This window comes from Streptomyces sp. SDT5-1, assembly GCF_052245995.1.
In the GTDB taxonomy this organism is placed as follows: Bacteria; Actinomycetota; Actinomycetes; order Streptomycetales; family Streptomycetaceae; genus Streptomyces.
Window position 1 is genome coordinate 2,374,444 of sequence record NZ_CM125963.1, and the last position, 16,610, is coordinate 2,391,053.

Consider the following 16,610-nt stretch of genomic DNA (forward strand, 5'->3'; position numbering starts at 1 on the left):
TGGGGGTCGTTCGATGGTTGGTTCGTTCGCGAGGCGCCTGTAACACAGTTACACCGGCGGCGATGAAGGGTAAAGACATGCGCACAGGGCAGCGACGGGAGGGGCGAGAAGTGGCCGCACGCGCACCGCTCACCCGCGAGGAGGTCGTCGCCGTCGCCGCCGACCTCGTCAAGCAGCACGGGCCGCAGGCGCTCACCATGCGCAAGCTCGCGGCGGAGCTCGGCACGGCCGTCACATCGATCTACTGGCACGTCGGCAACCGCGAGTCCCTGCTCGACGCCCTCGTGGAGCGCACCGTCGCCGACCTCGGCGGCTTCCGGCCGCGCGGCGCGACGCCGCAGGACCGCGTCGTCTCCATTGCCCGCACCCTGCGCCGCCGGCTGCGCGCCCACCCGCACCTGATCGCGATGGTCCACGAACGCGGCCTCACCGAGCGGATGTTCCTGCCCGCGCAGCAGGCCCTGGTGCACGAGGTGCACGGCGCGGGCCTGCGCGGGGCGCGCGCCGCCGAGACCGTGCGCGCCGTCGTCTTCCAGGTCGTCGGCCACGTCCTCGTCGAGCGGAACAGGGAGCGGGCCCCCGCCCAGCGCCCCCGCGAGGAGGAGCTCTGGTCCGCGGGCGACGCGGAGGGCGATCCCGCGCTCGCCCGCGCGCTCGCCGCGCCCGCCGACCCGGAGCGGATCTTCACGACGTCCGTGCGCGCCCTGGTGAAGTCGCTCCTGGATCCGCCCACTTGAGTCACGGAGTGATCCGCGACACGGCTCGCGGTGCGGGCGCCGACAGCTGTGTCAGTGTCGGCCCGTATCCTTTCGGACCATGCTCGAAGACCATCCGACCGCAGCGTCCGCAGCCTCCTGGCCGGCCGCGTATCCGAAGGGATACGCGGTCGTCGACGTGGAGACCACCGGCCTGTCCCGGGACGACCGGATCATCTCCGCCGCCGTCTACCGCCTGGACGCGCGGGGCGATGTCGAGGACCACTGGTACACGCTCGTCAACCCGCAGCGCGACCCGGGCCCCGTGTGGATCCACGGTCTGACGACGGACGTGCTGACGGCCGCGCCGCTGTTCTCCGACATCGCGGAGGAGTTCGCCGCGCGCCTGGAGGACCGCGTCCTGGTCGCGCACAACGCGGTGTTCGACTGGTCGATGATCGCCCGCGAGTACGCGCGGGCGGAGCGCACCGCCCCGGTCCGCCAGCGCCTGTGCACCATCGCGCTCTCCAAGGAGCTGGGCCTGCCGCTGCCCAACCACAAGCTGGAGTCGCTCGCCGCGCACTTCGGCGTCGTCCAGGAGCACGCGCACAACGCGCTGGACGACGCGCGCGTGCTCGCGGAGGCGTTCCGCCCGAGCCTGCGCACGGCCGCCGCGGGGAACGTGCGGCTGCCGCTCCTGGAGTGCCGCCCCCTCACCGAGTGGTCCGAGAAGTCGTCGGTGCCGCGCCAGCCCGGCTCCTCCTCCTACCGGGGCGGCGGTGGCACCTGGCGCCCCTCCCGCAAGCGCCCCGCCTGCCCGTACCCGAACCCGGGGCGCTACGTGCCGGGCGAGCCGCTCAAGCAGGGCATGCGGGTGGCGTTCTCCGGCGACACGTCGGTCGACCGGGAGCTCCTGGAGGACCGGGCGGTCGACGCGGGCCTCCATGTGGCGACGAGCCTGTCCCGGCTGACCAGCCTCCTGGTGACCAATGACCCGGACTCGTACACGTCGAAGGCGGTCAAGGCGAAGCAGTTCGGGACGCCGGTCGTGGACGAGGCGGCGTTCGGTCAGCTCCTGCAGGACGTGACCCCGGCGGACCCGAAGTAGGACGGGCAGACGAGTGAACGCGGGGCGACTCGCCCCGCGACCGCTCGCCCGGCGCCGCCCCGGGCGCCCACCCTGTGGCGCATGGCACGTTGTGAAGTCTGCGGAAACGACTACGGCATGTCCTTCGAGGTGCACGCGCAGGGCGCGGTGCACGTCTTCGACTGCTTCAGCTGCGCGATCCACCGCATGGCGCCGATCTGCGAGCACTGCCGGTGCCGCATCATCGGGCAGGGCGTCGAGGTCGACGGGCACTGGTTCTGCGGGGCGCACTGCTCCCGCGCGGAGGGGAAGGTGGGCATCGTCGACAGCGTCTGAGCACCCGGCTGAGATCACCCCATGGGCGAGTTGTACGGTCATGGGGTGTACCGCTTCCTCCTGACCCGGCAGTGGATCATCCTCACCCTGGTCGCCATCGTCCTCATCCCCACGATGATCCGTCTGGGCATCTGGCAGATGGACCGCTACCACGAGCGCGACGCGAGGAACCAGCTGGTCACGGACGCGCTCAACGCGAAGCCCGTACCGGTGGAGGAGCTGGCGTCCCCCGATCACACGGTCACCAGCAAGGAGCGGTACCGCTCGGTGACCGCGAAGGGCCACTACGACACCGACGACGAGGTCGTCGTGCGGCGCCGCGTGAACTCCAACGAAGAGGTCGGCTTCCACGTCCTGACCCCCTTCGTCCTCGACGACGGCAGGGTCCTGCTGGTCAACCGCGGCTGGATCCCGGCGCCCGGCGCCCAGACCTCGTACCCGGAGGTCCCCGCCCCGCCGCGCGGCGAGACCACCGTCACCGGCCGGCTGATGCCGAACGAGACGACCGAGGCCAGCGGCATCAAGGACCTCAAGGACCTGCCCGACCGGCAGATCATGCTGATCAACAGCAAGGAGCAGGCCGAGCGGCTCGGAAGGACGGTGCTCGGCGGGTACGTCGCGCAGACCGCGCCCGAACCGAAGGGCGGCACGCCCGAGCTGGTCGGAGCCCCCGGCAAGGAGGACTCCGCGCTGAACTACGCGTACGCCATCCAGTGGTGGCTGTTCGCCGCAGCGGTGCCCGTGGGCTGGGTGGTGCTGGTCCGGCGCGAGCTGCGGGAGCGCAGGCGCAAGGAGGAGGCCGCGGCCGACGAGGCGGAGGCACCGGCCTCCGTCGGCTGACCCGGGCGCCGCACGGGACTCACCCGAAATATTGATGCAACCCCGGGCCGATGACGGGGAACCCATGGCGTGTGCGCCCACATATCGAGGACTACGCCCTCATCGGTGACCACCAGACCGCTGCCCTCGTCGGCAGGGACGGCTCGATCGACTGGCTCTGCCTGCCCAGATTCGACTCCCCCGCCTGCTTCGCCGCGCTCCTCGGCAGCGAGGACAACGGGCACTGGCGACTCGCCCCCAAGGGGGCGGAACACTGCACCACGCGCGCGTACCGGTCCGGTTCCCTCGTGCTCGACACCGAGTGGGAGACGCCGGACGGCAGCGTCCGCGTCACCGACTTCATGCCGCAGCGCGACAAGGCGCCCGACGTCGTCCGCATCGTCGAGGGGCTCGGCGGCCGGGTCGCCATGCGCGGCACGCTGCGGCTGCGTTTCGACTACGGCTCCGTGGTGCCGTGGATGCGCCGCTCCGACGGGCATCGGGTGGCCGTCGCCGGTCCTGACTCGGCGTGGCTGCGCAGCGAGCCGAACGTGCACACCTGGGGCGAGGACTTCGGCACCCACTCCGAGTTCACCGTCGAGGAGGGCGAGACCGTCGCCTTCGTCCTGACCTGGCACCCTTCCCACGAGAAGCGTCCGCCGCTCGTCGACCCGCACGAGTCGCTGCGGCACAGCCTGGAGGACTGGCGGGCCTGGGCGGACCGCTGCCGCTACGAAGGACCGCACAAGGAGGCGGTGCTGCGCTCCCTGCTCACCCTCAAGGCCCTCGCCTTCGCGCCGACCGGCGGCATCGTCGCCGCGCCCACCACCTCGCTGCCCGAGGAGATCGGCGGCGTACGGAACTGGGACTACCGGTACTGCTGGCTGCGCGATTCGACGCTGACGCTCGGCGCGCTGCTCTCCGCCGGGTATCTCGACGAGGCAGAGGCGTGGCGGGACTGGCTGCTGCGGGCCGCGGCCGGCGACCCCGCCGACCTCCAGATCATGTACGGGCTCGCGGGCGAGCGGCGCCTCCCCGAGCAGGAGCTGAGCTGGCTCGACGGCTATCACGGCTCCCGCCCCGTACGCGCCGGGAACGACGCGGCGCACCAGCTCCAGCTCGACGTCTACGGCGAGGTCGTCGACTCGCTCGCCCTCGCCCGCCGCGAGGGCCTGAAGGCGCAGCCGCACGCCTGGCGGCTCCAGTTGGCGCTGCTCGACTTCCTGGAGGAGGCGTGGCGCGAACCCGACCAGGGGCTGTGGGAGGTGCGCGGGCCGCAGCGGCACTTCGTGCACTCGAAGGTCATGGTGTGGGTCGCGGCCGACCGCACCGTGCGCGCCATGGAGGACGACCCGGAACTGCCCGGCGACCTCGACCGGCTGCGCAAGCTCCGCGACGACGTGCACCGGGAGGTGTGCGAGCGCGGGTACGACACCGAGCGCGGCACGTTCACCCAGTTCTACGGTTCTTCCGAACTCGACGCTGCGCTGCTGCTCCTGCCCCGCGTCGGGTTCCTGCCGCCGGACGACCCGCGCGTGGTCGGCACGGTCGACGCGGTCCGCGAGGAACTGTCGTACGAGGGTTTCCTGCGCCGCTACAGCGCCGACGAGACCGTGGTGGACGGGCTGCCGGGGCAGGAGGGCACGTTCCTGGTCTGCTCGTTCTGGCTCGCCGACGCGCTGCACATGACGGGGCGCACGAAGGAGGCGCGCGAGCTGTTCGAGCGCCTGGTGGCGCTCCGCAACGACGTGGGGCTGCTTGCCGAGGAGTACGACCCGGTGGCGGGGCGGCAGCTCGGCAACTTCCCGCAGGCGTTCAGCCACATCGGGCTCGTCGGCACCGCGCTGACCCTGTTCGGCGCGCCCGGCGAGGGAGAGGGAGGATAGGGCCATGGATCTTGGACTGAACAACCGTGTGTACGTGATCACCGGAGCGACGCGGGGCCTCGGCAACGCCGCGGCGCGCGAGCTGGTCGCCGACGGCGCGAAGGTCGTCGTCAGCGGGCGCGACGAGCGGAAGGCGAAGGAGGCCGCGGCGGAGCTCGGCCCGAACGCGTACGGAGTCGCCGCCGACAACTCCGACCCGGACGCCGCCGAGCGGCTGATCGCGGCGGCCCGCGAGCAGTTCGGCTCGTTCGACGGGATTCTGGTGAGCGTCGGCGGGCCCGCGCCCGGCTACGTCGCCGACAACACGGACGAGCAGTGGGAGACGGCCTTCGAGTCGGTGTTCCTCGGCGCGGTGCGGCTCGCGCGGGCCGCGGCGGCGCAGCTCGACGAGGGCGGGGTCATCGGGTTCGTGCTCTCCGGCTCCGTGCACGAGCCGATCCCCGGACTGACCATCTCGAACGGACTGCGGCCCGGGCTCGCGGGCTTCGCGAAGTCGCTCGCGGACGAGCTGGGGCCGCGGGGCATCCGCGTCGTGGGCCTGCTGCCCGCGCGCATCGACACGGACCGCGTGCGCGAGCTCGACGGGCTCGCGGCGGACCCGGAGGCGGCGCGGGCCGCGCAGGAGTCCCGCATCCCGCTGCGCCGCTACGGGAAGCCGGAGGAGTTCGGCCGCGCGGCCGCCTTCTTCCTCTCCCCCGCCGCGTCCTACCTCACGGGCGTGATGCTCCCGGTCGACGGCGGGTTCCGCCGCGGCTTCTGACGGCTTCCCGCACCGCCGGTCAGCTCACGCGTTCCGCGCGGTGCTTGGTGGCGCGCAGGCGGACCTCGGTGGGGAGTTCGGACAGGCCCGCCGAGGTGCGGGCCTGCTTCAGGGAGTCCTGGCCGAGCAGGCGCAGCGCCTCGTCGGGCACCGCGTGGGGTTCCAGGGTGAGCGTCACACCTGCCTGCGGCGCGGTGCGCCGGCCGGTGAGGCGGACGGTCGCCCGGTCGACCCCGTCGAGGGCCTCCGCGCCGCCCACGAGGACCGCCTCCAGGGCCCGCCCCCGCAGCAGCGCGCCCTCGCCGTCGCCGCTGTCGACCAGCACCTCGGCCAGCCGGCGGCGGCGCAGCTGGGCCACGAGCCACCACAGGGCGAGCAGCACGACGACGCCGAGCACGGCGATCACCGTCGGCCAGAACCAGCCCGCGTCGTGCCACCGCGCCCGGTCGGCGTCGCTGACCAGCACGTCGTCCGGGCCGTCGTGGATCCACCACGACGGCGGGTTCACCCCGAGCCCGACGGCGAGCACCGAGCCGCCGGCCACGACGAGGACGAGCCCCAGCAGCCCCAGCACGATCCGGTTGACGCTCCTGCGCACGCCGCTCACCCCTTCTTCCCCGGCCGCGCCACGCGCACCGAGAGGCGGGGCGCCTTGCCGAGCCCGAGCGCCTTGATGCCCTCGCCGAGCGTGGCGTCCAAGTCGCTTCGTACGTCGTCGAGTTCACGGAAGTGCGAGAGCGCCCGCACATCCACCTTGGACCGCTTCACCCGGACCCGTACGGACTGCACGCCCGACACCTCCATGGCCCGGTCGCGCAGCACCATCGCCGCGGCCGTGCGGTGCAGCACCGCGCGGACCCCGGGCTGCGTGCGGCGCATGGGCAGCAGCGCCCGAAGCCCCGGCGTCGCCGCGAGCAGGATCAGCCACAGGCCGAGCGCCGCCGCGACGCCCGCGCCCACGAGGACGGCGGTGTCGTCGAGGGGCCGCGTGGCCAGCTCGTCGGCGAGCGTGCGCCGCCACTGCATGGCCGGGCGTCCGGCGCGCACGGCGGCGACGTCGTAGAGGAAGAGCCCCGCGACGCCCAGGATCACGAGCGCGGCGACGGCCGCCGGCACCCGGCGCGCGGACCACAGGCGGCTCGCCTTCGGCTCGCCCTCCAGCGTCGGATGCGGCTCGTACGCGGCGGCGGACGCCGACTGGTCGAGCTCGCCCGTGTCGTGCTCGACCACCGGAATCGGCCGGGTCGGCTCGCTCATCGGATCCTCTCCCGGTCGGTGCCACGGGTGTGCGCCGAATGCAGCCGCTCCACCTGGACGGCCACCTCGGGCACCTCCATTCCCGCCAACTCCCTTACCCGCTGCGAGACTTGACGACGCACGGCGCCGCACTGGGCACCGATGTCCGTCGGGTACTCCAGCTCGAGGCTGATCCGGACCCGCGCGCTGTCGTGCCGCACGGCGACCGTGGCGCTCGGCGTCGCCCCGTCCTCGGGGATCCGATCGAGCGCTTCTCGTGCCGCGTACGCGGCGATCTTCGCGACGACCCGGTCGGCGATCCGGGTCGCGCCGCGTTCGGCGGGCGCGACCTGTGCCGCCATCGGTCACCTCCGCCGATCGCCGCGCGAACGGAAGAACTCGCCGGGTTCGAGGTCCCCTTCGAGGAACCGTCCCGCGACGAAGCCGATGGCGCCGAGCGCCGCCACCAGCAGGAAGGCCCCGAAACCGCCGAAGTATCCGGCGAATCCGAGGGCCATGCCGGCGATCATGCCGACCACGGCCAGATTCATCGTGCGCTCCTCCTGGGGAAGCCCTTGCCCGTCGGTACGCTCACGGATCTCACTGGAGCCTCGACTCCGGCTCCTCGTCCTCCTCGTCCGGCAGCTTCACGTCGCTGACGGCGATGTTCACCTCGACGACCTCGAGCCCGGTCATCCGCTCGACGGCGACGATCACGTTCTCCCGCACGGCGCGCGCGGTGTCCGCGATCGATACGCCGTACTCGACGACGATCTCCAGGTCGAGTGCCGTCTGCACCTCGCCGACCTCGGCCTTCACGCCCCGCGACACGGACTTGGTGCCGCCGGGCACCCGGTCGCGCACCGCGCCGAACGTGCGGGAGATGCCGCTGCCCATCGCGTGGACGCCCTCGACGTCCCGCGCGGCGAGGCCGGCGATCTTCTCCACGACGCCGTCGGCGATGGTGGTGCGTCCCCGGTTGGCGGGGTCGCCGCCACCCTTCTTCGTCACATTGGTCCTGGCTGCGGCGGGAGCCGACGTCTCGCCCGGCTTCTGCGCGGTGTCACTCATCGGGCCATCCCCTCGGTGAGGTGCGATCTCGGTGGGGTGCTGCTTTCTTTTGCCCACATTAAGTGTGGTTGCGCGAAGGCGCGCTCGGTATGGGGCAGCCTGGGTCAATGACCGCTGATCGATGGACGCAGGCAGTGCGTACGCAGCTCGGGCTCGGCAGGCTGCTGCCGCTGGGCGGGCCGGGGGACGGGGCGTGGATCGCCGAACCGGCCGCCGCGGGGGCGTTGCGGCGGGCCGTGCGCGGGGTTCCCGGGGTGCGGCTCGGGTCGCTGCGGATCGGGCTCGCGGATCCGGACGAGGCGGCGGAGTCGGCCGTGCCCGCGCCGCCGAGCGCGCTGCCGCCGGGGGCGCTGCGGGTCACGGCGGACTGCGCGGCTGCGGGGGACGAACCGCTGCCGGTTGCCGCCGATCGGCTGAGGGAGGCGCTGGCGGGGGCGGCGGAGTGGGTCGGGCTCGCGGTGACGGAGGTGGATCTTCGGGTCACCGGGCTGCTGGAGGCCGATCAGGTGGCGGAGGCCGAGGACGAGGGATCCGGCGGGGCGGGGGCCACCGCCACGCCGAAGCCGGGTGATCCGGCGGGGGACGCGGGGCGGGTGGAGCAGGCCGCGCTCGGGGTGCCGGGGGTGGTGCGGCTGACCGGCGCGCTGGGTGGCGTCGGGCGGGCCGTGCGGATCGAGGAGCGGGGAGAGGTGGGGGCCGCGCTGCCGCGGCGGCATGTGCGGGTGGAGGTCGCCGTGGCGGTGGGGGTGCGGCCGGTGGAGGTGGCCGGGGCGGTGCGCTCCGCGGTGGGCCGGGCGCTCGCCGACGGGCCGACCGTCGCCGTGCTGGTCACCTCGGTGGAAGGCTGAATCACCCGGGGGCTTCGCCCCCGGGTCGCCTTGTCCTCGATCGCCGGACGGGCTCGATGTGCCGAGACGGCCTTGCCCCCTACTCCCCCACGCCCGCCAGGTCGCGGAGGCGGCGGCCCTGGGCGGCGCGTTCGGCCGTGCGCTGGGCGTCGAGGGTGCGCGTGGAGGCGCCCTGGAGGAGGGCCTTGGTCTCGATCACGGCGTCGCGCGGCGCGGCGACGAGCGCCGACACCAGGTCACGCGTCGCGTCCGAGAGTTCGCCCGCGGGCACGGCGACGTTCGCGAGGCCCGTGTTCACCGCTTCGTCGGCGTGGACGTAGCGCCCGGTCACACAGATCTCGAGCGCCCGCGCGTATCCGACGAGGCCGACCAGTGGGTGCGTGCCCGTGAGGTCGGGGACGAGGCCGAGGCTGGTCTCGCGCATGGAGAACTGCACATCGTCGGCGACGACGCGCAGGTCGCAGGAGAGAGCCAGCTGGAAGCCCGCGCCAATGGCGTGCCCCTGGACCGCGGCGACCGACAGGATGTCGCTGCGCCGCAGCCAGGTGAAGGCGTCCTGGTACTCGGCGATCGTCGCGTCCAGGGTCGCGTCGTCGCCGCGTGCCAGGTCGATGAAGGACGGCTCGCCGTCGAAGCCCTCGGGCGTGAACGCCTGACGGTCGAGGCCCGCCGAGAAGGACTTGCCCTCGGCGCGCACCACGACGACCCGCACGGACCCCGGCAGGGCACGCCCGGCCTCGGCCAGCGCCCGCCACAGAGCGGGGCTCTGCACGTTGCGCTTGTCCGGGTTGGTCAGGCTGACCGTGGCGATCGCGTCGTCAACGGTGAGCCGGACGCCGTCCTGGTCGAGCAGCGGTGCGGGCAGGTTCATCTGGACCTCCGGGTCTGCGCAGTCGTGAGCGACGCAAATGCGTAAGTGACTGCACAGTAACCACCCGGCCGGACAGCGGACCGACCGGGTGGTCAGTTGGAGCCAGTGAGCCGAACGAGCCCGGCGAAGGTCAGGCCGACGTGGCCTTCTTGCCTCGCGTGGCCCCGCCGCGTCCGCGCAGCGTGACTCCGGATTCGCTCAGCATCCGGTGGACGAAGCCATACGAGCGGCCGGTCTCCTCGGCCAATGCCCGAATGCTCGCACCGGAGTCGTACTTCTTCTTCAGGTCTGCCGCGAGCTTGTCGCGCGCGGCGCCGGTCACCCGGCTGCCCTTCTTCAGAGTCTCGGCCACCCGTGCCTCCTCATGGGAAGTGCGCTCTGGATTTCCCATGATCACCCCTTGCGGGCTTCCTGGCCACCCATTCGGCAAGGTCCATAGACCTCCAATTCCGGATTGACCGGGGATCCACACGAGTGGAGTCGGCAATTCCGAGGAGGTTTCCCGGGCCCCGAAAGCGCTGCACGGAAAGAAGCGGCAGGTCAGCGACAGCCCAGGCGCCGCAAGGGCGCCATGGACCACGCGACGCCGAATTCCGTGCATGACACACCTGAGTGTGAGGCGATCTCACTCAGATGAAGGATCACGGATCGGCCGAATGATCCAGACGAGTGGATCAGTGACTGGATCAAGCAGTTGATCAGTCGATCGATCATCCGGTGATCAGGTGGCGATCTTTGAGTTGAACAGTCGGAGGATCAGTGAGTTGTTGAACGAAACGGCTGTTCCGGTACTCACGCCAGGGCGACGAGATCCGCGTACGCCTGGCCCCACAGGTCCTCGATTCCGTCCGGGAGCAGGATGATCCGCTCCGGCTGGAGCGCGTCGACCGCGCCCTCGTCGTGCGTGACGAGGACAACGGCGCCCTTGTAGGTGCGCAGCGCGCCGAGGATCTCCTCGCGGCTCGCCGGGTCGAGGTTGTTCGTGGGCTCGTCGAGGAGCAGCACGTTCGCGGACGACACGACGAGCGTGGCGAGCGCGAGACGGGTCTTCTCGCCGCCGGAGAGGACGCCGGCCGGCTTGTCGACGTCGTCGCCGGAGAACAGGAACGAGCCCAGCGTCTTGCGGACCTGGACGAGGTCGAGGTCCGGGGCGGCGGAGCGCATGTTCTCCAGGACCGTGCGGTCCGGGTCGAGCGTCTCGTGCTCCTGCGCGTAGTAGCCGAGCTTCAGGCCGTGGCCCTCGATGACCTGGCCCGTGTCGGGCTTCTCGACGCCGCCGAGCAGCTTGAGCAGGGTCGTCTTGCCCGCGCCGTTGAGGCCGAGGATGACGACGCGCGAGCCCTTGTCGATGGCCAGGTCGACGTCCGTGAAGATCTCCAGGGAGCCGTACGACTTCGACAGGCCCTCGGCCATGAGCGGCGTCTTGCCGCACGGCGAGGGCTCGGGGAAGCGCAGCTTGGCGACCTTGTCGGACTGGCGGACCTCCTCGAGGCCCGCGAGGAGCTTGTCGGCGCGGCGCGCCATGTTCTGCGCGGCGACCGTCTTGGTGGCCTTGGCGCGCATCTTGTCGGCCTGCGCGTTCAGGGTCGCGGCCTTCTTCTCGGCGTTCTGCCGCTCGCGCTTGCGGCGCTTCTCGTCCGCCTCGCGCTGCTGCTGGTAGAGCTTCCAGCCCATGTTGTAGACGTCGATCTGGGAGCGGTTGGCGTCCAGGTAGAAGACCTTGTTGACGACCGTCTCGACCAGTTCGACGTCGTGGGAGATGACGATGAAGCCGCCGCTGTAGTTCTTCAGGTAGTCGCGCAGCCAGACGATCGAGTCCGCGTCGAGGTGGTTCGTGGGCTCGTCGAGGAGGAGCGTGTCCGCGTCGGAGAAGAGGATGCGGGCCAGCTCGATACGGCGGCGCTGACCGCCGGAGAGCGTATGGAGGGGCTGGCCGAGGACGCGGTCGGGCAGGTTGAGCGCGGCGGCGATGGTGGCGGCCTCGGCCTCGGCGGCGTACCCGCCCTTGGTGAGGAACTCCGTCTCCTGGCGCTCGTACTGGCGCAGGGCCTTGGCCTGCGTGGCGCCCGTGCCGTTCGCGATGCGCTGCTCGTTCTCGCGCATCTTGCGCATCAGAACGTCGAGGCCGCGCGCGGACAGGATGCGGTCGCGGGCCAGCACGTCGAGGTCGCCGGTGCGCGGGTCCTGCGGCAGGTAGCCGACCTCGCCGGAGCGGCTGATGGTGCCGCCGGCCGGCTGGCCCTCGCCCGCGAGGCACTTGGTGAGGGTCGTCTTGCCTGCGCCGTTGCGGCCGACGAGGCCGATGCGGTCGCCCTTGGCGACACGGAAGGTGGCGTTCTCGATGAGGATGCGCGCGCCCGCGCGCAGTTCGATGCCCGATGCGGTGATCAAGGGAGGTACTCCAGGACAGGATTAACGGCTGGTTGACAGGGCGGGGGCCAATCAGCGCCGCTAATGCACCCAGAGAAGAAACGTCATACGAGCCAGTTTAGCGGTGCGGTGCAAGCGCTTTTTCCGGGTGGCCGCGTCCCCCGTTCGGCCCTCCGATCCGGCTGCCCCGACCAGCGGCGTAACAGGATGAGGGGGTCGATGACCGGCGAGAAGGCGGTGCGCATGCAGTTCGACGACGACGCGCGTCTGGACACCTCCGAGGTGTCGGACGTGCGCGGCAGCCGGCTTCCCGGTGGCAGGGCCACGCTGGGCGGCGGCCTCGTGGGTGTGATCGCGCTCGTCCTCGGGCTGCTCTTCGGGACGGACGAGTTCGGGCTCTCGGACGGCACCACCGGCGCCCCGGCGGCCCGGATGTCCAGCGAGGCGCAGGTCCAGGAGGAGTGCCGGACGGGCGCGGACGCGAACAGCAGGCAGGACTGCAGGACCGTCGCCGTGGTCAACAGCGTGCAGGACTTCTGGGACGCGGAGTTCCGGCGCAGGGGCGGCACGTACTCCCCCGCGTCGACGGTGTTCTTCACCAGCCAGGTGGCCACGGCCTGCGGCTCGGCGACCTCGGCGGTGGGCCCCTTCTACTGCCCCGGCGACCGGCGGGTCTATCTGGACCTGGGCTTCTACGACGAGCTGCGCACGAAGTTCGGTTCGAGCGGCGGGCCCTTCGCGCAGGCGTACGTGGTGGCGCACGAGTACGGCCACCACGTGCAGAACCTGACGGGCACGCTGAGCCGCGCCCAGGACGGGCGCACGGGCGAGGGCAGCAACGCGGTCCGCGTCGAGCTCCAGGCCGACTGCTACGGCGGCGTGTGGGCGCGGCACGCGACGACCACGCCCACCGAGTCCACCGGCAGGCCGCTGATCACCAGCCTCACCGACGCCGACATCCGTGACGGGCTCGACGCCGCCGCGGCGGTCGGCGACGACCGGATCCAGGAGCGGTACCAGGGCCGGGTGACGCCCGAGACGTGGACCCACGGCTCGGCCGCGCAGCGCCAGCAGTGGTTCGACCGGGGCTTCCGGAGCGGCGACATGGCGCAGTGCGACACGTTCCGCTGAGCCGCTGAGCCGGCGGGCTACGCCCCGCCGGTGTGCACCTGGAACGCCGCCCTGCGGACCGCCTTCGCGAGCGCCGGGTCCGGGTGCGCCGCGGCGAGCGCGACCAGCACCTGCACCGTGCGCGGATGCCCGACGGCGCGCACCTCCTCGATGAGCGCGGGCACGGTCGGCTGCACCGCGGTCTCCAAGTGCCGTACGAGGAGGGGGGCTTCGCCGTGGTCGGCGACGGCGGCGGCGGTGTCCACCCACAGCCAGGTCGCCTCCTCGCGGCTGAGCACGCCGTGCACGTCCTCGGGGTCGGCGCCCTCGTGTTCGGCGAGCCACAGCAGCGCGTACGGGCGCAGGTGGACGTCGTCGGCGGCGCGCCTGACCTCGGGCTCGGCGGGGGCGCCGACGACGCGCAGCGCCTCGAAGGCGAGTCCGCGCAGCAGGGCGTCCTCGCCGCGGGCGGCGTCGAGGAGGTCGGTGACGGCGGTGCCGATGTCGCGGGCGGCGAGCCAGGCCCGGTACTCGTCGCGGGCCGCCTTGGGGCGAAGCCGCGCGCAGCCGCGCAGCATGTCCTCGGCCGACACCTCGATGTTCCCCGCCGGGGACTGGGCGGCGACGCAGATCTGCTCCAGCTTGACCCACACCGCCCAGCTGCCCAGCGGGGTGAGCCTGGCGTGCCCGTCCTCGTAGGTGAGCGCGCCGACGGCGGCGAGGGCGCGCAGGGACCATTCGAGCAGCGGGAGCAGCGGGGTGTCCTGCGGGGCGACCGGTTCCGGCTGGGGCCCGAAGGGGATCTCGCAGCGCTCCGTGCGCAGCTCGGTGACGCGCTGGTCGAGGAGGTCGAGGAGCTGCGGCGCGGCCACCGGGTCGGCCATCAGCTGGAGGAAGCTGAGGAGCTGCGGCACGGCCTCGACGACCTCGGCGACGGCGGCGGGGTCGACGCCTTCGGGGGCCGGGTGGACGAGCGACCAGGCGTCGAACAGGGCGACCCAGCCGCGCAGCACGGCGGTGTCGTCGCGGTCCCAGGCGCGCAGCCGCCAGCCGGGGCGGGCGCTGGCGCCGTGCACCTCGACGAGTCCGGCGAGGCGCGCGGTGTCCCAGTGCGCGCGGACCTGATCGACCGTCAGCGCGAGCTCGTCCGCGGCGCGCAGGGCGGTCGCGTCGGAGAGGGTGCCCTTGCCGTCGCGGGCGGCGACGCTGTTGCCCGGACCGATCCTGGTGTCCGCCCAGCGGGCCACGCGGACGGCGTCGGCGAGGTCGCGGCGGGCCGCGCGGGCGAGTTCCGACGGCGGCGGGGTGCCCTCCGGTGGCCGGGGCGCGGGACGGCGTGCGGCCACGGGCCGCGGGGTCGGGGCGGCCAGGGGCTGGCGGCGCGGGCTGACGAGTCGGAGCCTGGAGTCGCGCGGGGTACGGGACGTCACGAAGGGCAGTCTCTCGGTTGACCCCGCCATTTCCCAAACGGGGGCCTACATCAACGGCGTCAGGAACCTTCTGAGCGCCTCTTCGTAGCCCTTCGGGTCCGCGTTCCACATGGCGTTGTGGGGTGCCTCGTCGACCTCGTGGAGCGTGACGAGGTCCGGGCGGCGGTCGGCCAGGCGGCGGGAGAGCGCCCAGGGGGCCACCCGGTCGTCGGGGCCGTGGACGAGGAGCGTGGGGATCTTCAGGCCGCTGGGGTCGGCGACCTCGGCGAGCCGGTCGCCGCTCAGCCCGGTGCGGCCCTGCGCGGCGCGGACGGCGAGCGGCAGCAGGACGCCGGGGGTGCGGCGGGCGCGGGCCAGGGCGCGCAGCGTGGCCTCCCAGCTGAGCACGGGCGAGTCGAGGACGAGGCCCTTGATCCGGTCGCGCAGCGCCGAGTGGGCCGCCGCGTGCAGGGCCATCGCGGCGCCGGTGGACCAGCCGAGCACGATGACGTCGCGGGCGCCGTGCCGCACGGCGTGCCGGATCGCCGCGTCGAGGTCGCGCCACTCGGTCTCGCCGAGGTGGTTCAGGCCGTCCGGGGAACGGGGCGCGCCGAGGTCGCCGCGGTAGGCGAGGTCGAGCACGGGGAACTGGTGGCGGTGCAGGAACTCCATGAGGTTCATGGGGTGTTCGCGGGTGGTGCCGAGGCCGTGCACGGTGAGCACCCAGGTGTCGCGGGTGCCGGGCAGGAACCAGGCGGGCAGCCCGCCGAGTTCGCCCGGCACGTCCATGTCGGCGTGGTCGAGGCCGAGCGCCGACTTGGGGTCGCCGAGGTGCACCTGGGGCGTGAGCCAGGCCTTGGCGCCGGCTTCCAGGGTGCCGTGGGTGACCCGCTCCAGGCGGCGTACGACGGTGTCGGCGGAGTGGCCCGCCGACTCGACCACGGGGCCGACGACCGCGTGGTAGCCGTCGCCCTGCAGCCCGTACGTGCCGGGGCGCAGCGAGGCCAGGTCGCGGGTGAGGGTGATCTGGCCCGCTGCCGTGGCGTGCACGGTGAGGCGTGGCTCGGTGGGCAGCGGGCGGCCCGCGGGGGCCCTGAGCGCTGCGTCGCTGGCCAGGCGGCCCGCGGCGATGGCGGCGGCCGAGGCCCCTACGGCGGCGGTGACGGCAGCGGCCGTCGCTTTGGCGGTGCGCACCCGTCCAGTGTCGGGGTCCCGGCCCGCCGCGGCCAGTGGGACGACGGCCCCGGGTGACGCGGGCCGCTCATCGGCCGCCTGGCTGCCCGTATCCGCTCAGCCGTTCCTCGACCTCGCGCAGCTGGTCGTCCGTCAGGAGGGAGGGGGTACGGCCGGGGACGGAGTGGGCGGTGAGCCAGAGGCGGCACATCCACTCGAGCTGGGCGGTGCGGTCGTAGGCGCGGGCGAGCGTGTCCCCATAGGTGACGGTGCCGTGGTTCTGGAGCAGGCAGCCGGTGCGTCCGGCGAGCGCGCGCAGCATGTTCTCGGCCAACTCCGGGGTTCCGTACGTCGCGTAGGGGGCGACGCGGACGGGGCCGCCGAGGGCCGCGGTCATGTAGTGCACGGGCGGGAGTTCGGGTACGAGCGTGGAGACGGCGGTGGCGTGCACGGCGTGGGTGTGGACGACGGCGCGGGCGTCGGTGTGCCGGTAGACCGCGAGGTGCATGGGCAGTTCGCTGGTCGGTTCGAGGCGGCCCGCCCGGCGCTTCCCGTCGAGTCCCACGGCGAGGAGGTCGGCCGGGCCGAGCGCGTCGTAGGGGACTCCGCTCGGCGTCACCAGCACCGTGTCGCCGTCGGGGCCGTCCTCGCCGCCGCTCGCGGGCACGCGGACGGAGACATTGCCGGAGGTGCCGACGACCAGTCCGTCGGCGACCGTGCGGCGGGCCGTCGCGAGGAGTTCCTGCCATGACTCGTCGAGTTCCGTCATGGCGCGCATCCTGCCAGCCGCCGGGCGGCGGAGCCGGTGCAGGTTAGTGCGGACTCCATTCCTCCGGAATCCCCCATATGGGCATTGATCGGATTCTGATGGCGATTGGCTGATCTTTGCCAGGTATTTGATTATGTCCCGGCGCTGTCTGGGAGATCTCCCCTTGAATC

General features: G+C 72.8%; 19 protein-coding genes. 8 read left to right on the forward strand and 11 right to left on the reverse strand.

Features of this window, described 5'->3' with window-relative positions; all coding sequences use genetic code 11:
- Nucleotides 1-77: 77 nt before the first annotated feature.
- From ACTWJ8_RS11105 to ACTWJ8_RS11130, 6 genes are all read left to right on the forward strand, one after another.
- Nucleotides 78-737, forward strand: a complete 660-nt coding sequence (locus ACTWJ8_RS11105; protein ID WP_356388503.1) for a TetR/AcrR family transcriptional regulator — start codon at nucleotides 78-80, stop codon at nucleotides 735-737.
- Between the two features lie 79 nt (nucleotides 738-816).
- The gene (locus tag ACTWJ8_RS11110) at nucleotides 817-1,803 is read left to right on the forward strand and encodes a DEDDh family exonuclease (RefSeq protein WP_356388501.1); all 987 of its coding nucleotides are present in this window, start codon (nucleotides 817-819) and stop codon (nucleotides 1,801-1,803) included.
- A gap of 81 nt (nucleotides 1,804-1,884) precedes the next feature.
- Nucleotides 1,885-2,118, forward strand: coding sequence for a hypothetical protein (locus tag ACTWJ8_RS11115; protein WP_356388499.1), 234 nt, complete (start codon nucleotides 1,885-1,887; stop codon nucleotides 2,116-2,118).
- Nucleotides 2,119-2,163: 45 nt separating this feature from the next.
- Complete coding sequence (locus ACTWJ8_RS11120) at nucleotides 2,164-2,958, forward strand: SURF1 family cytochrome oxidase biogenesis protein (protein WP_443263713.1); 795 nt, start codon at nucleotides 2,164-2,166, stop codon at nucleotides 2,956-2,958.
- A gap of 71 nt (nucleotides 2,959-3,029) precedes the next feature.
- The gene (locus tag ACTWJ8_RS11125; RefSeq protein WP_443263714.1) at nucleotides 3,030-4,823 is read left to right on the forward strand and encodes a glycoside hydrolase family 15 protein; all 1,794 of its coding nucleotides are present in this window, start codon (nucleotides 3,030-3,032) and stop codon (nucleotides 4,821-4,823) included.
- A 4-nt stretch (nucleotides 4,824-4,827) separates the two neighbouring features.
- A complete protein-coding gene (locus ACTWJ8_RS11130; protein WP_356388493.1) occupies nucleotides 4,828-5,583 on the forward strand; it encodes an SDR family oxidoreductase in 756 nt (251 codons plus the stop codon).
- A 19-nt stretch (nucleotides 5,584-5,602) separates the two neighbouring features.
- Here the strand turns inward: ACTWJ8_RS11130 and amaP are convergent, their stop codons facing one another.
- From amaP to ACTWJ8_RS11155, 5 genes are read right to left on the reverse strand one after another with little or no spacing between them, the layout of a single operon-like run.
- Nucleotides 5,603-6,190 carry an alkaline shock response membrane anchor protein AmaP gene (gene amaP / locus ACTWJ8_RS11135; protein WP_356388491.1) on the reverse strand — a complete coding sequence of 196 codons (588 nt, stop codon included), beginning with the start codon at nucleotides 6,188-6,190 and terminating at the stop codon, nucleotides 5,603-5,605.
- A complete protein-coding gene (locus ACTWJ8_RS11140) occupies nucleotides 6,187-6,840 on the reverse strand; it encodes a DUF6286 domain-containing protein (RefSeq protein WP_356388489.1) in 654 nt (217 codons plus the stop codon). The genes amaP and ACTWJ8_RS11140 overlap by 4 nt, the downstream gene beginning before the upstream one ends.
- A complete protein-coding gene (locus tag ACTWJ8_RS11145) occupies nucleotides 6,837-7,181 on the reverse strand; it encodes an Asp23/Gls24 family envelope stress response protein (protein ID WP_356388487.1) in 345 nt (114 codons plus the stop codon). Before ACTWJ8_RS11145 ends, ACTWJ8_RS11140 begins: the two co-directional genes overlap by 4 nt.
- 3 nt (nucleotides 7,182-7,184) lie before the next feature.
- Entirely contained in the window at nucleotides 7,185-7,370 is a 186-nt protein-coding gene (locus tag ACTWJ8_RS11150; protein ID WP_356388485.1) for a hypothetical protein, read from the reverse strand.
- Nucleotides 7,371-7,419: 49 nt separating this feature from the next.
- Nucleotides 7,420-7,890, reverse strand: a complete 471-nt coding sequence (locus ACTWJ8_RS11155; protein ID WP_356388483.1) for an Asp23/Gls24 family envelope stress response protein — start codon at nucleotides 7,888-7,890, stop codon at nucleotides 7,420-7,422.
- A 107-nt stretch (nucleotides 7,891-7,997) separates the two neighbouring features.
- On the opposite strand from ACTWJ8_RS11155, the gene ACTWJ8_RS11160 reads away from it, so the two are divergent.
- Nucleotides 7,998-8,738, forward strand: coding sequence for a nucleopolyhedrovirus P10 family protein (locus ACTWJ8_RS11160; RefSeq protein WP_443263715.1), 741 nt, complete (start codon nucleotides 7,998-8,000; stop codon nucleotides 8,736-8,738).
- A 79-nt stretch (nucleotides 8,739-8,817) separates the two neighbouring features.
- Here the strand turns inward: ACTWJ8_RS11160 and ACTWJ8_RS11165 are convergent, their stop codons facing one another.
- The 3 genes from ACTWJ8_RS11165 to ACTWJ8_RS11175 all read right to left on the reverse strand — a co-directional run bounded on the left by ACTWJ8_RS11165 (nucleotide 8,818) and on the right by ACTWJ8_RS11175 (nucleotide 12,000).
- A complete protein-coding gene (locus ACTWJ8_RS11165) occupies nucleotides 8,818-9,609 on the reverse strand; it encodes an enoyl-CoA hydratase/isomerase family protein (RefSeq protein WP_356388479.1) in 792 nt (263 codons plus the stop codon).
- A 130-nt stretch (nucleotides 9,610-9,739) separates the two neighbouring features.
- A complete protein-coding gene (locus ACTWJ8_RS11170; protein WP_009337982.1) occupies nucleotides 9,740-9,961 on the reverse strand; it encodes a helix-turn-helix domain-containing protein in 222 nt (73 codons plus the stop codon).
- A 440-nt stretch (nucleotides 9,962-10,401) separates the two neighbouring features.
- Nucleotides 10,402-12,000, reverse strand: a complete 1,599-nt coding sequence (locus ACTWJ8_RS11175; protein ID WP_356388477.1) for an ABC-F family ATP-binding cassette domain-containing protein — start codon at nucleotides 11,998-12,000, stop codon at nucleotides 10,402-10,404.
- Nucleotides 12,001-12,222: 222 nt separating this feature from the next.
- On the opposite strand from ACTWJ8_RS11175, the gene ypfJ reads away from it, so the two are divergent.
- Nucleotides 12,223-13,110 (forward strand): KPN_02809 family neutral zinc metallopeptidase, encoded by an 888-nt coding sequence (gene ypfJ / locus ACTWJ8_RS11180; RefSeq protein WP_356388603.1) that lies wholly within the window; start codon nucleotides 12,223-12,225, stop codon nucleotides 13,108-13,110.
- Between the two features lie 17 nt (nucleotides 13,111-13,127).
- Here ypfJ and ACTWJ8_RS11185 read toward each other — a convergent pair whose 3' ends face one another.
- The 3 genes from ACTWJ8_RS11185 to ACTWJ8_RS11195 form a co-directional block, all read right to left on the reverse strand.
- The gene (locus ACTWJ8_RS11185) at nucleotides 13,128-14,519 is read right to left on the reverse strand and encodes a hypothetical protein (RefSeq protein ID WP_356388475.1); all 1,392 of its coding nucleotides are present in this window, start codon (nucleotides 14,517-14,519) and stop codon (nucleotides 13,128-13,130) included.
- A 45-nt stretch (nucleotides 14,520-14,564) separates the two neighbouring features.
- On the reverse strand, nucleotides 14,565-15,692 hold the full coding sequence (locus tag ACTWJ8_RS11190) for an alpha/beta hydrolase (protein WP_443263716.1): 1,128 nt from the start codon (nucleotides 15,690-15,692) through the stop codon (nucleotides 14,565-14,567).
- Nucleotides 15,693-15,759: 67 nt separating this feature from the next.
- Entirely contained in the window at nucleotides 15,760-16,449 is a 690-nt protein-coding gene (locus ACTWJ8_RS11195; protein WP_443263717.1) for a class II aldolase/adducin family protein, read from the reverse strand.
- Nucleotides 16,450-16,610: the final 161 nt, after the last annotated feature.

Bases quoted from the DNA above. Each gene is read 5' to 3' on its own strand.
- ACTWJ8_RS11105 (WP_356388503.1), top strand. From the start codon at position 78: ATGCGCACAGGGCAGCGACGGGAGGGGCGAGAAGTGGCCGCACGCGCA.
- ACTWJ8_RS11110 (WP_356388501.1), top strand. From the start codon at position 817: ATGCTCGAAGACCATCCGACCGCAGCGTCCGCAGCCTCCTGGCCGGCC.
- ACTWJ8_RS11115 (WP_356388499.1), top strand. From the start codon at position 1,885: ATGGCACGTTGTGAAGTCTGCGGAAACGACTACGGCATGTCCTTCGAG.
- ACTWJ8_RS11130 (WP_356388493.1), top strand. From the start codon at position 4,828: ATGGATCTTGGACTGAACAACCGTGTGTACGTGATCACCGGAGCGACG.
- ACTWJ8_RS11140 (WP_356388489.1), bottom strand. From the start codon at position 6,840: ATGAGCGAGCCGACCCGGCCGATTCCGGTGGTCGAGCACGACACGGGC.
- ACTWJ8_RS11145 (WP_356388487.1), bottom strand. From the start codon at position 7,181: ATGGCGGCACAGGTCGCGCCCGCCGAACGCGGCGCGACCCGGATCGCC.
- ACTWJ8_RS11150 (WP_356388485.1), bottom strand. From the start codon at position 7,370: ATGAATCTGGCCGTGGTCGGCATGATCGCCGGCATGGCCCTCGGATTC.
- ACTWJ8_RS11155 (WP_356388483.1), bottom strand. From the start codon at position 7,890: ATGAGTGACACCGCGCAGAAGCCGGGCGAGACGTCGGCTCCCGCCGCA.
- ACTWJ8_RS11160 (WP_443263715.1), top strand. From the start codon at position 7,998: ATGACCGCTGATCGATGGACGCAGGCAGTGCGTACGCAGCTCGGGCTC.
- ACTWJ8_RS11165 (WP_356388479.1), bottom strand. From the start codon at position 9,609: ATGAACCTGCCCGCACCGCTGCTCGACCAGGACGGCGTCCGGCTCACC.
- ypfJ (WP_356388603.1), top strand. From the start codon at position 12,223: ATGCAGTTCGACGACGACGCGCGTCTGGACACCTCCGAGGTGTCGGAC.
- ACTWJ8_RS11195 (WP_443263717.1), bottom strand. From the start codon at position 16,449: ATGCGCGCCATGACGGAACTCGACGAGTCATGGCAGGAACTCCTCGCG.